Source organism: Flagellimonas onchidii (genome assembly GCF_004804315.1).
In the GTDB taxonomy this organism is placed as follows: domain Bacteria; phylum Bacteroidota; class Bacteroidia; order Flavobacteriales; family Flavobacteriaceae; genus Flagellimonas; species Flagellimonas onchidii.
The window spans coordinates 70451-86453 of record NZ_SRXX01000004.1; the positions used below are offsets into that span (position 1 = coordinate 70451).

Annotated in this window: 11 protein-coding genes; 4 read left to right on the forward strand and 7 right to left on the reverse strand. The window is 39.0% G+C overall.

All coding sequences use genetic code 11. The features are described 5' to 3' along the window. Positions 1-129 precede the first annotated feature (129 nt). Positions 130-2310 (forward strand): O-antigen ligase family protein, encoded by a 2181-nt coding sequence (locus E4661_RS05605; protein ID WP_136465848.1) that lies wholly within the window; start codon positions 130-132, stop codon positions 2308-2310. An 85-nt stretch (positions 2311-2395) separates the two neighbouring features. Further along, on the forward strand, positions 2396-4396 hold the full coding sequence (locus E4661_RS05610; protein ID WP_136465849.1) for a transglutaminase domain-containing protein: 2001 nt from the start codon (positions 2396-2398) through the stop codon (positions 4394-4396). Between the two features lie 67 nt (positions 4397-4463). Here the strand turns inward: E4661_RS05610 and E4661_RS05615 are convergent, their stop codons facing one another. Continuing rightward, a complete protein-coding gene (locus E4661_RS05615; RefSeq protein WP_136465850.1) occupies positions 4464-4841 on the reverse strand; it encodes a hypothetical protein in 378 nt (125 codons plus the stop codon). 199 nt (positions 4842-5040) lie between these two features. On the opposite strand from E4661_RS05615, the gene E4661_RS05620 reads away from it, so the two are divergent. Both E4661_RS05620 and E4661_RS05625 read left to right on the forward strand, forming a co-directional pair. After that, complete coding sequence (locus E4661_RS05620) at positions 5041-5349, forward strand: helix-turn-helix domain-containing protein (protein WP_205728924.1); 309 nt, start codon at positions 5041-5043, stop codon at positions 5347-5349. Continuing rightward, entirely contained in the window at positions 5346-6578 is a 1233-nt protein-coding gene (locus E4661_RS05625) for a type II toxin-antitoxin system HipA family toxin (RefSeq protein ID WP_136465851.1), read from the forward strand. The genes E4661_RS05620 and E4661_RS05625 overlap by 4 nt, the downstream gene beginning before the upstream one ends. Positions 6579-6593: 15 nt before the next feature. Here E4661_RS05625 and E4661_RS19045 read toward each other — a convergent pair whose 3' ends face one another. The 6 genes from E4661_RS19045 to E4661_RS05655 all read right to left on the reverse strand — a co-directional run bounded on the left by E4661_RS19045 (position 6594) and on the right by E4661_RS05655 (position 15966). After that, the gene (locus tag E4661_RS19045; RefSeq protein ID WP_168796335.1) at positions 6594-6743 is read right to left on the reverse strand and encodes a hypothetical protein; all 150 of its coding nucleotides are present in this window, start codon (positions 6741-6743) and stop codon (positions 6594-6596) included. Positions 6744-7125: 382 nt separating this feature from the next. After that, on the reverse strand, positions 7126-8451 hold the full coding sequence (locus tag E4661_RS05635; RefSeq protein WP_136465853.1) for a TolC family protein: 1326 nt from the start codon (positions 8449-8451) through the stop codon (positions 7126-7128). Continuing rightward, the gene (locus E4661_RS05640) at positions 8448-11738 is read right to left on the reverse strand and encodes an efflux RND transporter permease subunit (protein WP_136465854.1); all 3291 of its coding nucleotides are present in this window, start codon (positions 11736-11738) and stop codon (positions 8448-8450) included. The genes E4661_RS05635 and E4661_RS05640 overlap by 4 nt, the downstream gene beginning before the upstream one ends. Further along, the gene (locus E4661_RS05645; RefSeq protein ID WP_136465855.1) at positions 11735-12874 is read right to left on the reverse strand and encodes an efflux RND transporter periplasmic adaptor subunit; all 1140 of its coding nucleotides are present in this window, start codon (positions 12872-12874) and stop codon (positions 11735-11737) included. The genes E4661_RS05640 and E4661_RS05645 overlap by 4 nt, the downstream gene beginning before the upstream one ends. A gap of 154 nt (positions 12875-13028) precedes the next feature. After that, positions 13029-13913 carry a leucine-rich repeat domain-containing protein gene (locus tag E4661_RS05650; protein WP_136465856.1) on the reverse strand — a complete coding sequence of 295 codons (885 nt, stop codon included), beginning with the start codon at positions 13911-13913 and terminating at the stop codon, positions 13029-13031. 139 nt (positions 13914-14052) lie between these two features. Next, a complete protein-coding gene (locus tag E4661_RS05655) occupies positions 14053-15966 on the reverse strand; it encodes an ABC-F family ATP-binding cassette domain-containing protein (RefSeq protein ID WP_136465857.1) in 1914 nt (637 codons plus the stop codon). Between the last annotated feature and the right edge of the window lie 37 nt (positions 15967-16003).

The window sequence follows — 16003 nt, forward strand, 5'->3', positions numbered from 1 at the left end:
GTTTTGAGCAATAAGACGTATTCCATAACTCTTTTGGATTTGGCTCTATTCCTTATATTGTTAAGCCAGATTTTCACCTATTGTAACTCCCCTTATACATCTTTTGGCATCGACTTGTATTCAAGGCCTTTGATTTTAGTCCTGCTGTTTTTTTTATACAAGTACTTAATCAAAAAAAAAAAACAGATAAGGTTTCAAATTGTAAAAGCCATTACTTTACTAAGTTTTTTTCTTTTTATACTTAATATTCTATCTTTTCTTTACTTCAAGATGAGCCTGACAAACGTTGGCTTCAGCAAATTAGTAAATTTCAAAAATTTATACACTCCAATTGGGCACCTGAATAACTTATGGGCAAGTGTACTAATCCTATTGCTTGCACATAACACAATACAATCTTATAGGGAGGTAGAACTAAAATATAAGTTATTTACATTTTTGATTTTATCGCTAAATGTTTTCTGCATCTTTGTTTCTTTCTCGAGAGGAGTTTATATAAGCTTATCGTTATTTGTTATCTTATCCGGTTATCTAGGTTTTAAAAATTGTAAGAAAGCACCATTAGTCTTTAGTGTTTTTATTGTTTCTGTGGTAATTTTTCTTATTCCCGTTACAAGAGATTCTGTGACGACCACTTTTGCCTTTAACAAAACCTCTTCTCAGCAGCGAAGTACTTCCGGAAGAATTGATCGTTGGGAGCATTCATTTCAATTCGTTAAAGACAAACCTATTAGTGGTTGGGGGAATGGTAATTTTATTTTAGCAAGGGATACAAGACCATTTGTGGCCGAAGATTCAGCATTTTCCTCAAAGACCGACAACACTTATCTACAATTATTAATTGAAAAAGGGATCCTAGGTTTTGTTGCCTATCTTTCCCTATTTGTGATTTGTGCTCTAATAATTTCAAGAGGCATAAGAAATAAGAACAGAACCAAAAAAGAAAAACTAGAGTTGACACTCATTTTTTCCGGTTTGGTAGTTTTTTTGGTACGAGATTTGACTTTTTCCTCTTTGTTTAGTGACAACGCTGTTTATCTTTTGTTTTTTCATCTAGTTTTTCTTCTAATTCCATATGATATTGAATTGAAAAAAATCAAATTGTCCAAACCGTTAAATGCTGGACTGTTAACCATAGTGCTAGGTATGGCTTTATGCATAGCACATATTCATATACGAAGTACTAAATTAAATAAATCCAATAACTTATTTGTTGACTTATACAAAAAAGAAGAAAAACTGACTGCCAACAATTCTTTGAACAAAGCCTTAGAAATTGAACCAAATAACATTGTTTTAAACAAACACAAAGCATTTATCCTTTCGAAAAAAGCACTACAAATGAAACTCTCATGTAGACACCCAAATATCTTAGAGTTTAATGTCCTTGAAAAAGACACTTTAAGCCTATCAAAAAAATACTTGATGACTGTGCTAAGGTCAAATCCATTCGATGACGAAAGCCTCCATAACATGGGTTGGATCCACCTTGCTTTGAATCAAAAAGACAGTTCTGAAATGTACTTTAAAAAATCCCTCGAATTAAACCCCTATAACAGTACATATCGAATAAGCAAAATATTATTTGATCTTCAAAACAACAATCACACAAATATTAAATCCAACTTGAGTAAGGTGCTCAGATATTCTCCAGACGTTTTGGAATCTCCTTTCTACAAAGAAATTTCACATAAGTATCCTGAAACGGCTTTGTCAGCAAAAAAAGAAGCTATCGAAGGGCTTAAACAAGTTATAGAGCAAGATAATAATCCAATCCTAAAAGCACGTTTAGCAAGATTACTGTTGAAAGAAAATCCTGAAAATTCTAGGAAATTATTGCGTGAAGTTACCGCAGAACTTCCCAATCTCTATAGAGCATGGACATATCTTGCATATTTAGAAGAAAATAGGGATACATCAGTAGCAAAAAATTTATACAAAAAAGCCATTTTTTTAAGTAATGGAGATTTTTTACCAAAATTGTATCAAGCACGTTTCATTGGCAAACTTGGAAATGACGAAAACAGTATAATACTACTTTATAAGGACGCACTACACGCTTATGGTTATGTGACTTCTAGTTCATATGAAAAAAATAGGGTCTTGTCCGGTTTAAGGACAATTACAAATACCTATATTCCAAATGACTTATTATATTATGCGGCTCCTTCAATCCCGCATCAAGAAATCTTCAAGTACTTTATAGATTACTATGGCAAAGTAGACGATACTATATCCAGAAATTTTTACCAAAACTTACATGAAAAATATAATACCCAATTGTTCAACGGTCATGAACGTTTAAGATGACAACCTAATCATGGGAAAAGCTATAACAAAAGATAAAATTTCATCTTAATATTTTAAAAATATGATTTCCATAAGAACCAGATTTATGAAAAGAGTCATTCCATTAGTACTCGTTAGCATTTTCTTATTTCTGCTGTATTCATGTAAAAAGGACTATACAGAAAACACATTGAAAAATGCCTTTGAATTGGCCGGAAAGAATCGTAAAGAACTAGAAAAGGTCATTGCCTACTACGAAAAACCCAAGTACAGTCTAAAACTAAAGGCGGCACAGTTCCTCATAAAAAATATGGTCAACAAATATTCATATGACCATTCAAAAATAGGGCCGCACAGAAAAATCCTATCAGCACTGGATTCAGCGTACAATGTGGGAATAGAGGTAATGACAAACACTAGCACATCAATGCCTGGCAAGTTCAGCGTTAAAAGTTACTGGGATTCGTTGTGCCAAGTGCATGGAAAATTAAATATGTCGGAATTACCTAAAATACGGGACGTCGAAGTAATCACATCCAATTTCCTAATTGAAAACATAGACCACGCTTTTAATATATGGAGGGTAAAACCTTGGGCTCAACACCTTTCCTTCGATGAGTTTTGTGAGTTTGTTTTACCCTATAGAGGAACTAATGAACCACTGGAAAATTGGCGTAAAGCACAGCATGAAAAGTACAGTTGGTTGAATGACTTAAAAGAGGATGATAAAAGGAATCTGGTTCGACTGGCACAAATTATGAACGATAGCCTTAAATGGTTCAGGAATGATTGGGCCTCAATGTCAGATTATCCAGATCTTCCTCTCAGCGAGCTTTATGATGCAAAGGTAGGAACTTGTTATGACATGGGAAACCTTACTACCTATGCCATGCGTTCACAAGGTATCCCTGTAGCTCAGGTCACCGAATTCGGTGGACATTCATGGAACGTTATTTTGGATAAGGATAAACGCCTAGTGGATTTTCAAGGAACAGAAACCAACCCAACTAAAGCCTCCAGTGTTTTCAATTCGGTGTATTTGAGCTCATTTAAAGTTGCTAAAGTCTACATGATGACCTATGGCATAAACAATTCAATTTTCCCTGAAGATTATCCAAAAAAAAATATTCCGCCTTTCTTCCAGAGAAGAGACATCAAAGATGTTACCGGGATTTCACAAATTCCATCCCACAAAATTGAGATAGCATTGGATAGTTCTCTGGATGGGATAACCCACCTATATTTATGTCATTTTGACAACGGTTCTAAAAAATGGAATGCCGTTGCTGTTAGCAAGATAAAAAAAGGGAAAGCATCTTTCATGGATATGGGAGTGAGGAATATTTACCTTCCGGCTTATTATAAAAACAACCGTTATGTTCCTGCGGCTCCACCCGTATTCCTAAATGATAATGGAATAGTTGATGTTTTGAAAGCCGATACGGACAAACCTCATAAAGTGGCGTTATACAGAAAGGTGGGATTAAACGACGGAGAAATGGCTTTTGCAATGGCCATGCAAGATGCCGAGTTCCAAGCTTCAAATGATAAAGATTTTAAGAAATATACAACCTTGTTCAAGATAAATGATTTGCCAAGTCGCTTCGAAACCACTAGAGTTGAGAAAAATGATAAATTTAGGTTTGTAAGATATTATACAACAAAGGGAATAGGGTTTGGAGCTGAAAGAGGAAACGGAATAGCTGAACTGTCTTTTCATGGCAGAGACGGAAACTTGTTGTGTGGCACACCTATTTCAAATACTAATCACGATATAGGAATCTTAGAAAATGTATTTGATGAAAATATCCGAACAAATTTCAATTATGACGGACCATTTTGGATTGGTCTGGATTTAAATAAGCCTGAACAAATTTCCAAAATTAGCTATATGTTCCGAAGCTCCTTTAACACTATAGAAAAGGGAGATACCTATGAACTTTTTTATTGGGCTGATGAATGGAAATCCCTAGGTAAACAACGTGCAAAATCAGATGTTTTGAAATACACGATTCCAGGAAATCCGGCACTATGGCTCAAGAATCTCACAAAGGGTAAAGAAGAAATGATTTTCTTCATAAGTAAGGGCAAACAGGTATGGGGTTAGCTTTTGTAAACATATTCATGAGTAATGTCAGTAAACGCAAGGTCGAATTTCACAAAATGTCCTTAACTTAATACTTTGGATTTTTGCTATTTTCATTCTTTTCCTGAAGCTCATGCCACTTTTTGTGCCTAGTCAATGCTGGGCCCAAGACATTTTCCTTGACCTTGTGACAAATATTTAGATGGAGCCTGCCGTATTCTGTTTGGGTTATGATGGCGTATCTTTCAACATCAAACACCTCTTCATCAATCTCGGGATTTCTCAACTCCGATGAAATGTATTGACCGACCATAAAGTCCATACATGGTGATTGCAACAAACCATCCAATGAGGTTTTATACATTTCATATGCCTCTTCAGTTGCATAGAAATAATAAACTACCTCCTGTGGTTTTGAGCTTTTCTTTATTTCGTTTTTTAGTTTATCGGCTACGGAAAATCCCATTGCTTTGTGGTCGCAAGACTTTCTAAAAGCTTATCAGGGGGGGGAGTATTTTGTTTTGAAAGTCCTCAAGGACAAATATATAGCCAATTTGCAAAAAAGAAAAAATCGATTGGCTTTCTCAATATCAAATTTCTTGATTTTTACTTATAAATACCTCTATAATAGCAATTAATGATTATATTTGAATATTATTGCTATTATGATATCACTTATTACATCAAAAAAAGCACAAAACAAGGTCGCTCAAAATATCAGGGCACTTCGACTTGAAAAAGGATATACCCAAAAAGGATTATCCGAGCGTTCAGGTGTAAGCTATGCATCTTTGAAAAAGTTTGAGCAAAAAGGAGTGATCTCGCTTGAGTCTTTTTTCAAGATCGCCATGGCACTGGGGCGCTTGGAAAAACTTATTGAAGCAACACAGCCTTTGGAAAACGAGTTTTCGTCCATTGATGAGGTCTTGGATAAAAAACAGGAAAAGAAACCTAAACGGGGCTGGCGCGAATGAGCAGTTATATCTCCATAGAAGAATTAAAGGCAGGGCTTCAGTTTGATACTGATGTGATACCTGTTGGCCGTTTGGCCGAAAGGGAGGGCAAGATATATTTTGAATATGATACCAGCTTTCTTCGCTCAGGTTTGGAAATATCCCCCTTAAAACTCCCTTTGGACAGCGGACTTCAAGTTTTCGATCATAGGCCTTTTGAGGGCTTGCCCGGTGTCTTTAACGATAGCTTGCCCGATGGTTGGGGCAGGTTGCTTTTCGACAGGTATGTACGCAGCCAAAATCTATTGCCGGAGGATTTTACGCCACTGGACCGTTTGGCCCATGTAGGGATGAGCGGGCTCGGTGCGCTTGTCTACGAACCGGATCATTCCAATTTGGAAAAGGAACATGGGGCCGTTGACCTTGATATCCTTTCACAGCAGACACAAGATGTTCTGGAAGGTGGAGCAAGTGAGGTTTTACAAGAACTATTTGATTTGAACGGTTCTTCTGCCGGTGCGCGGCCCAAAGCACTGATCGGGCTGGATGCTTCAAAAGAGAACATTGTTTCCGGTAAACATACTCTGATTGATGGTTATGAGCATTGGCTCGTCAAATTTGCCAATAGCAATGATGGAACGGATGCAGGTGCCATTGAATATGTCTATGCCCTTATGGCCAAGGAAGCAGGCATTGAAATGATGCCTGTTCACTTGTTTGGGGCCAAAAAAGGGGCCGGTTATTTTGCCACGCAGCGTTTTGACAGAAACGGTAATCAAAAATTACATGTCCATACGGCAAGCGGTGTACTGCATTCCAATTTCAGGGTTCCCTCCCTGGATTATGAAGATTTGCTCACCCTGACGGGCGTATTGACCCAAGACATTCGTGAAGTGGAAAAAATGTACAGACTGGCGGTCTTTAACGTCCTGTCACATAACCGTGACGACCATGGAAAGAACTTTTCATTCTTGATGGATGCCAAAGGGGAATGGAAATTCTCCCCAGCTTACGATTTAACCTTTTCATCCGGCCCTAGAGGACATCAAAGTACCATGGTGATGGGTGAAGGACAATCCCCTACTCCGGAACACTTGATTAGGTTGGGCGCAGAGGCAAATTTGAAAAAGAAAAAAATTGAAGAAATCATAGAGCAGACCAAACATTCGCTCAGCCAATGGGAAAATTTGGCATCTAATCATGGTGTGACCAAGACCAATATCAAATTTATCAAATCCAGAATGCTATAAGCAAAAACGCATTCTCTAATCCCTTTCTTGACCAGATAACGTTTCCCAATGATGGTAAAATTGTTTTTGAAAGCACTCTAATCTTTGCTCAAGAGCATCGGCCACAGTATTATGTACTTCGCCATCAGGTAAAACCTGTTGCAACGCTTTCATCAAACCGTCCATTTGTATCAGGTTTTCCTCGAGCTCGTGTAGTTGCTTATGAACAGATGACAGTAGTAAATCTTCTTTGCAATAATTACTGCCAAATCCTTTTGGCTATTTCTCTTTCTTCATGACCAATAACATTCAGGTAGATTTCGGTAGTTTCTAATTTAGCGTGACCGAGCCATTTTTTTACCATTGTAAGAGGCGCCCTAGAAACGGCATATACGGCAAAACTATGTCGAAGTCCTCTCGAACAAGCCTGAATACCCATTATTTTGGCATAGTGCATTACACTCTTTACATACCGTGAAGCGCTGCGGTGAATTCCTTCTCCCCAAATTCAATATGTAACTTTGAAGCTCGTCCAGTAAGGGCATTGAAAAAAGTACTCAAACATGGGTCAAAACTCCACATTCAACAATTGTCCACTTACCTGAAGCATTTGAAGTTCTGCCAATTTAGCGCTGTATTTGGCCTGACTTTTCGCCAATTCAGCATTGAGCAGATTTAATTGTGCTTGTCTAAACTCTATAGAGGTCACTTGGCCCAATTTATACTTTTCGTTGGTACGATTAAAATTGTCCTGATTGGTCTGAAGGTTTTTTTCCTGTACCTCAAAAACATACAGGGCATTGGTATAACTGTCCCAGGCATTTCTAATATCCCGTTCTACCTCCAATTCGGTTTGTTTTTTCAGTAATTCTTGGTTCTCATAACCAATTTTAACGTTCTTTATTCCAGTAATGCCCCGTCCGCCATCAAAAATATTCCACGACAAGTTTACAGCACCTGTCAATCCTGTCGAAGTATTTTGAATCAAGAAAGCTAAGGGGCTATTATTATTGGATTCATTCCATCCATATGTACCAGTAAGCCCAATTGTTGGCAAGAAGACACTTTTGGCGGCCTTTACATCATACCTTAAAATATTCATATCCTTTTCTACCAATTGCAATCGAATATTGTTCTGTTTGGCATCGTTGTGCATATTTTCCATTTGCAGCCCAGGAACGAAATTAACCGTGGTATCCGTTACAAATTGTGCCGTCAAATCTTGGTTCAATACAAGATTTAAATCTCGCATCGTATTGCGCAATTGCTGCTGCGAATTCAACAGGTTTATACTGTCGGTGTTGATGTCCACTTCGGCATTCAACACATCCAGTCCTGTATTTTGTCCATATTCAAATTGAAAACGGGCTCTTTTCAACCTGTCCTTTGAAATCTCCAGCGCTTGCTCCAAGTTTTTGGTGTTCTCTGTAAGCCGTGCAGCCTCATAATACACAGAGAACAGTTGTAAAATGGTATTTTCAATAGTTTGCCTGACTTCCAATTCAGATTGCTTTGAGCGTTCTTGAAAGCTTTTGTAACTATAATGGCGGTTCAATCCATCAAAAAGCGTATAATTAACGTTCACAGAAGCATTATATCGCCTAGTTTCTACTCCTTCGGCAGTTCGGGAATCCCCGCTTGCGAATTGTCCTTCTGTGTTTTGTCGATCAATGCTTCCGCCTGCATTGGCAGTAACCGTGGGCAAATACCCAGAATTTAGGATACTGGCATTGTTTTCGTTTATTTTTAGGGTGTTTTTTGCAACCCGTATTCCAAGATTTTGCTCCAACGCCAAAGCTATTGCCTCTTCTTTTGGAAGCAATTTATCTTGAGCTTGTGCAACACATATTTGAGTCAGAAAAACAAGGGATAGGATATAAAAAGTACTTCTCATTCTATTGTTTCTTCTAAAGCTTTTGAAGATTCTTGTTTCAGTTCACCATTACTTGCACTCCCATTGGACTGATGCGTACCTTCTTCCAACATATGCAATTCTTCGTTCTGTTCCTTTATGGCACGCTCCACTTCTTCCCGGGTAGCCTTTTCGCCTGTCCATGCTCTTTTTGCCAAAACTTTCACGTGGTTTCCAAACGAAAGAAACAAGGGCAACATCAACAAAGTGAGCACGGTAGCAAAGCCTATTCCGTAAGCTATGGAAATGGCCATGGGCTTTAAGAATTGAGCTTGTCTACTTTTTTCCAGAAGTAATGGTGCCAGGCCGGCAATGGTAGTGACAGAAGTTAAAAATATTGCACGGAAGCGGGAACGTCCTGCTTCGTACAAAGCTTCGTCGAAATTAAGGCCATTTCTTAGGTTGATGTTGAACTTACCAATGAGTACAAGGCCATCATTCACCATGATTCCGATTAACGCAATAATTCCCAACATGGACAAAATATTGATTGGAAAGCCATGAAACCAATGTCCCCAGGCTACAGCTGTCAAACTAAACGGCACCAATAATATCAACAATAGCGGTTGACTGAAACTTCTAAAAGTGAACGCTATGGTGATATAAATTAAGAGCAACACCGAAAGGCCAACAAAGGTGAGTGAATCCAAAAGTTTGTTTGCTTCCCTATTTTGTCCTTCGTAAGAGGGTGTAATCGAGGGGTATTTAGATTGAATATCTGGCATCACCTCATCTTTTATCCATGTCATGGCATCCGTACCGCTAGTGGTATTCGGGTCGGTTAAGTCGGATGAAACCTGGATTTCCCTTTGACTGTCCAAATGATTGATTGCCACATCTCCCCGTTCGATGGTATAGTTCGCTATCTCCTTCAACGGAATGCGTTCACCATTGGGTGCCAAAATGCGCATTTCGTCCAAATCTGCTATCGAAGATCTGTTTTCTCGATCATAACGTACCCAAACGCGAATTTCATCTTGTCCACGTTGGAAGCGTTGCGCCTGCGTTCCAAAAAATCCTGCCCTTACCTGATTCATTACTGTTCGAAGGTCAAGACCCAGTAAATAAGCATTTTCTTTAAGTTTCAATCGAATTTCCTTGATTCCGGCTGGGTCATTGTCCGCCACATCCTTTAATAGGGCATTGTTCAACATTGCAGTCTTTAACTCCGCTTTTGCTGCTTTGAGCTCGGCTATATTGTTCCCTAAAAGCGACACGGAAACGGGATCTCCCCCAAAATTTCCTCCAGATCCGTAAATAAGATTTTCCACACCAATGACCGGGCCGACCAATTCCCGTAATCTTCCTGTCACCAAATTTGCTACAACTTCATCAGGGCGTTCCTCCCCTGGGAGTAAATTGATTACCAGTGATGCCGTTGACGAGCCCGGGCCTACATTCTTGAGCATGTTTTGAAAGAGTTCTTTATCTGTCCCTTTCAAATACTCTTCGGTCAACTCTTCATTAACGATTTTAGCTTTTTCTTGAATCACACTTATGATGGAATCTGTGACCTTTTCATTGGTTCCATTGGGCATTTGCAAATCAACCTGAATCCGGTCACTTGCTATCCTCGGGAAAAAAGAGGTTCTAATGATACCGCCCCCAATAGACCCAAAAGTCAAGGCCAAAGCCATAAAAAACAGTGCGAACGTCAACAATTTATAATCCAGTGCAAATCGTAGAGCAGGACTGTATAATTTGTCCCGCATCCAAGCCATGGCCTGATCACCCTTTTTGTTGATGATTCTAAGTTTTGCAAAAGCTTGTCCAATACTCGATTTTGGCCCTTCTTTTTGTGGTTGTAATGCTTTGGAATGCGCCAAGTGCGCCGGCAGAATGATTAACGCCTCCACTAATGAGACTATCAACGTCAACATTACTATTACCGACACTTCCCCAAAGAAATCCCCTATTCGACCATCCAAAAAAAGGAAGATTGAAAATGCCAAAATAGTTGTGATGATTGCTGAAAGAATCGGTGGAATCACCTCCATGGTCCCGTCAATTGCTGCCCTTATCGGGGTTTTTCCCTTTTCGTAATGTTGATAGATGTTTTCTGCAATGACAATCCCATCATCAACCAAAATACCTATTACAATAATCATCCCGAACAGCGACAATACATTGATGGTCACATTGAACATGGGAGCAAAAATGAACATCCCCAAAAATGCTACGGGCAAGCCAAACGCCACCCAAAATGCCAATCTGGTATTTAGGAACAATGAAAGAAAGATCAGTACCAAAATCATTCCCACAATAGCATTTTCGGTAAGTAAGTCGGTACGTTGTGTCAATGTTTTGGAAAGGTCGCGTACCACATCTAAATGGACATTGGTGTATTTTTGGTTGAAATCCGATATATATTCCTTTACTTTTTCGGCCGAACCAATCAAATCTTCCGTATTGGTACTTGTCACAGTTGCTGTAACCGACAAACCATCGTTATAATAGGAAGCATTTGGTGTTTCAGAAAAGCGGTCACGAATCGTGGCAACATCTTTTAACCGGATTGTTTTTCCACTGGCGTCCGCCCTAACAATTACATTAGATAGTTCATCACCGTAATAGGACCGATTGTTGGCGCGAATCAAATATTCCTCAGCATTTGTCTTGATGTTTCCCCCTGTAACCAGAATATTGACATTTGAAACAGCTTGGGCTACCTCATTGAACGAAACATCAAAGGCCAAAAGGCGGTTTTCATCAACAGCAATTTCAATCTCTTCGTCGGGATAGCCAGAAATGTCAATCTGAGAAATTCCATCAATAGCTCTAAGATCATTTTCTATTTGACGTCCAATTTGTTTTAGAGTAGTAAGTGGAATATTTTCGCCGCTTACAGCAAAGGAAATCGTAGGCCTTACAGGTTCCAACTTAGAAACTACCAAAGGTTCCATTCCGGTTGGGAAGGTCGGCACCCTATCGACTGCATTTTTGACTTCCAATAGCATAAAGTCAATATCCCTTCCTTTTTCAATCTCAACATTGATGGAACCACTATTTTCCCTTGAGGTAGAAGTAACACGTTCCACACCTTGAAGCCCCTTTAGGTTATCTTCAATTTTTAGTATGATGCCTTCCTCCACTTCCTGAGGGGAAGCCCCAGGGTATGTTACGTTGATCAGAACATTCTTAGATCCCACCAAAGGAAAGAAGGAGGATTTCAACGAAAAGGCCCCTACAAGTCCAAAAATGAAGAATGCGATGATAATCACATTCACCGCAACATGGTATTTTATAAAATAGGAAATGACCTTTTTCACGATTTCGCTTTTTTAGGAGGTTTTGTCCCGTCAAAAATCTTGACCAACATACCCTCATAGGCACCTGTCATCACCTTGGCAACGATAACCTCACTATCTGGAACATTCTTTAAGACCACCTTTTTATCTGTAAAATAAACCGGTTTCACATCTATCAGATCAAGAATGGAATCTCTGACCACAAAGATTTGGTTGTTCTCCAATAACAGGGAACGGTCAATCTCTATGGCATTAGGTTCTTCCCTCGCCTCTAGTTTGGCTTCCAAATATTGCCCTTCTTTTAGGTCGCTATTGCTAACTTCAATGAAAACCGTAATGGTTTGTGAAGTCTGGTCTACCCTTCCATTTACGCGGGTTACTTTTCCCATATATGTTTGACTCTTATCCAAATTGAATAGCTCTACTTGCTTTCCAACCTTTAAGAAATCGCCAAAAGTCTTACTTACAGAAACTTCCAATTCATAAACACCGGTATTGATATATTCACCCAGTTTTTGCCCAGAACGTATTAAAGTTCCCTCAGTCACCAACGCATCTGTCAACACCCCTTTAAAGGGTGCAGAAATGGTGTATTTAGATAAACGTTGTTCCAAGTTTTTTACATTGTAATAACTGCTCATCACTCCCCTTCCAGAAATAAAGAATTTCTCTTTCTCCGAGTCCATTTTGGGTAACTTGGGCGTAGTTTTGTTCAAATCGAAACTATTGAGATAGGTTTGCCATTTTGGATAGACCTCTTGATAATCCAATCGTAGGTCCGGCATAATGGATGTCAACAAATTGTATAGGTTACTTTTTGCCGATTGTACACTGGCATAATATTCATTGGCGTCGATACGAATCAATGTTTGTCCGGCATTATATTCCTGTCCTGTCCGAAACAACTTGCTTCCCGACCTAAAAACGCCTTGGACCTCTGAAAATAATTCGACCCTTCTTTTCGCCTTTAGGTTACCATTGGCCGGAATAATAATAGGAATTGTACCATTTTTTACAGTATCAACAAAAACTGTCTTTACAACTTTTTGGGATTTTGGCCTTCTGTCTTTTTTGCTTCCGGCTATGAGCCCAGCAAAATATATAGACCCAAAAATAATGAGACCGCCCACTATGACGGAAATAATCAACTTGCGCATTGTTGGAGAGAATTAGCTTTGCAAAGCTATTGGCTCAATGATGTGAAATAGGTTAAATATTTCATAAATTGTTGCGCTGCCGTGCTATTTATAAACACAAAAAAAGGGGATACACGCCTGTATCCCCAAACCAAACAAACTAAAGTATAACTAACTACTCATTATCGTCATCATCTTCAAATTTTGTATCCGCCATGCGGGTACGTTGAAGCTGTATATCGTTGAATTTTGGATTTAAAGTCTTCTCATCGGTATCAAAGACCAAAAATTGTTTTGTGTTCATTTGTCTGAGTCCTGTATAAGAATCAAACCGATTATTTTGAATCTGTAGAATCTTAAGGCTCGCCAACTGGCTGAATTCAGCAGGGATTTCACCACCCAATTGATTATTTGCCAATACCAACTCGCGCAACTCGCCCAATTTTCCCATTTCCTCGGGAATAGACCCTTCAAGGTTATTTTCAAAAAGCCCCAACGCTTCCAGCTTGGTCAAATTTCCAATTGAATTTGGAATGATTCCTTTGAGGTTGTTGCTGGACAGGTTCAATTCTTTAAGATTTGTCAGATTTCCAAATGTTGGTGGAATTGACCCGTTGAGAAAATTATTGAACATGGAAAACACCTCAAGTTCTTGAAGCTGTCCTATTCCAACAGGTAAAGAACCTTTTATGCGATTCATTTCCAATCTGAGCACTCTGAGTCTTTTGAGCTTTACAATGTCTTTTGGCAAAACCCCTGTAATATTATTGAATGCCAAGTTCAAATGAGTGAGATATCTCAGCCTCCCCAAACTTTCCGGTAATGTTCCCGCCAAATTGTTTCTGAACAGATTTATTTCTACCACATGACCATCGACCAACTTAATTCCTTTCCAAGTATGCACCGGGGCATTTAGGTCCCATGGTGTACTCCAACTTTTTCCATTAGTACTTTGGAACAGTTCTATCAATGCACTTTTCTCCTTTTGTGAAATTTCCGCATTTGATAACCCAACTCCGGTAATCAGCAAGAACAAAAACGTTAAAATGGTCAGTTTCATAGAGGTTGCAAATTCAATATATAAGAATTTACCTACAAATTAAGGATGGAATCAAGGGGTTTACAAATTAATTTAGTGTATCCCTGAAATTATGTTGTAAATGTGTCCAAAAGTGTGGTGTACGGACTTATTCTCAAGCTTAATCCAGCTGTTCCAGCTCCTCAGAGAGTTTTTCCCAATCTTCCATCAAAGTCTCCAACACTACCTTTTTGCCCTGATAATCATCAAAAAAGCCGGGTTTTGCTATAGTGGCATCGTAATCCATGAGCATCTCATGGTCAATAGTGGCTATGTCCTTTTCCAGTTGCGCAATTTTCTTTTCCAATCCACTTAATTTGTTCTTAAGGGACTTTATCTTCTTTTGCGCTTGATAATCATTTTGTTTTGGGCTTGTTTCTGCTTTGGGTTGAATTTTTTTGTCCCCCTTTTCGATTTTTCTAAAATCCTCAGCTTTACGTTGCTCCAAATAAAAGTCGATATCACCGAGGTATTCTTTGATGTTCCCATCCTTGAATTCGTATACCCTATCCGTCAACCCCTGTAGAAAATCACGGTCGTGCGAAACCAATATCAAAGTACCTTCAAACTTTTGCAAAGCTTGTTTCAATACATTTTTAGATTTGATATCAAGGTGGTTGGTAGGTTCGTCCATTACCAAAACATTGAAGGGCTGCAAAAGCATTTTGGCTAGAGCCAATCGGTTACGCTCTCCCCCGGAAAGTACTTTTACCTGTTTATCTACTTCATCTCCCCTAAACAAAAAGGATCCTAAAATATCCCTTACCTTACTCCTGTTACTTTCGTTGGCGGCATCGATCATGGTATCCAAAATGGTCTTGCCTCCATCAAGGTATTCAGCCTGATTTTGGGCAAAATAGCCTATTTGAACGTTGTGCCCAATCTTTAAGTTTCCCGTGTAGTCCAATTCACCGACCATAATCTTGGCCAAAGTGGTCTTCCCTTGCCCGTTTTGACCCACGAATGCCGTTTTACTGCCACGCTCAACCAACAAATCTATTCCTGTAAGCACTTCTTTTGGTCCGTAACTTTTGGAAAGTTCTTCCAATTCGGCCACCACTTTACCAGGTGTTATGGACACAGGAAAACGGACATTCATAACGCTATTGTCCTCTTCATCGACCTCAATACGTTCAATTTTGTCCAGTTTTTTAATCAGGGATTGCGCCATTGAGGCTTTTGTGGCCTTGGCACGGAACTTTTCAATGAGCCTTTCGGTTTGCTGAATTTGTTTTTCCTGGTTTTTCTGGGCATTCAGTTGCTGTTCCTTGATTTCCTTTCTAAGCTCTAGGAATTTTGAATAGGGCTTGTTGTAATCGTAAATTCTACCCAAGGATATTTCAATAGTTCTGTTAGTCACATTATCCAAGAACATTTTGTCGTGGGATACGATTACCACGGCACCAGAATAGTTTTTTAGAAATTGTTCCAACCAAATAATGGATTCGATATCCAAGTGGTTGGTAGGCTCATCTAACAGCAGCACATCGTTGTTTTGCAATAAAAGTTTTGCCAATTCGATACGCATCCGCCATCCACCGGAAAAAGTATCAGTGAGTTTGTCAAAATCGCCTCGTTTAAAACCCAGCCCCAATAAAACCTTTTCCGTATCTCCCTGGTAGTTATATCCACCCAAAATTTCATAACGATGCGTAATGTCAGTCAAATCTACCATCAACTGATTGTAGCCGTCACTTTCATAATCCGTTCGCTCGGCAAGTTCTTGGTTAATCTGTTCGAGCTTTAACTCCAGGCTCTTGATTTCATGAAATGCCTGATATGATTCTTCCAAAACGGTTCTTCCGTGTTCAAAATCAATATCCTGCTTTAAAAAACCAATCTTGATGTCCTTTTCCATTGCTATAGTACCTGTATCAGGGCCCATTTCTTTAGAAAGTAATTTCAGCAAGGTTGATTTTCCAGCACCATTTTTACCAATAAGTCCCACACGATCGCCGCCATTTAATCTGAAAGCGATTTCCTCAAAAAGATATTCTCCACCAAAAGAGACTGAAAGGTTATGGATATTTAGCATTTTATATGGGCTTATGTTCTGCACAAATGTGCACGAA

Bases quoted from the DNA above. Each gene is read 5' to 3' on its own strand.
- E4661_RS05620 (WP_205728924.1), top strand. From the start codon at position 5,041: ATGATATCACTTATTACATCAAAAAAAGCACAAAACAAGGTCGCTCAA.
- E4661_RS05645 (WP_136465855.1), bottom strand. From the start codon at position 12,874: ATGCGCAAGTTGATTATTTCCGTCATAGTGGGCGGTCTCATTATTTTT.
- E4661_RS05655 (WP_136465857.1), bottom strand. From the start codon at position 15,966: ATGCTAAATATCCATAACCTTTCAGTCTCTTTTGGTGGAGAATATCTT.
- E4661_RS05610 (WP_136465849.1), top strand. From the start codon at position 2,396: ATGAAAAGAGTCATTCCATTAGTACTCGTTAGCATTTTCTTATTTCTG.
- E4661_RS05625 (WP_136465851.1), top strand. From the start codon at position 5,346: ATGAGCAGTTATATCTCCATAGAAGAATTAAAGGCAGGGCTTCAGTTT.
- E4661_RS05650 (WP_136465856.1), bottom strand. From the start codon at position 13,913: ATGAAACTGACCATTTTAACGTTTTTGTTCTTGCTGATTACCGGAGTT.
- E4661_RS05615 (WP_136465850.1), bottom strand. From the start codon at position 4,841: ATGGGATTTTCCGTAGCCGATAAACTAAAAAACGAAATAAAGAAAAGC.
- E4661_RS19045 (WP_168796335.1), bottom strand. From the start codon at position 6,743: ATGGACGGTTTGATGAAAGCGTTGCAACAGGTTTTACCTGATGGCGAA.
- E4661_RS05635 (WP_136465853.1), bottom strand. From the start codon at position 8,451: ATGAGAAGTACTTTTTATATCCTATCCCTTGTTTTTCTGACTCAAATA.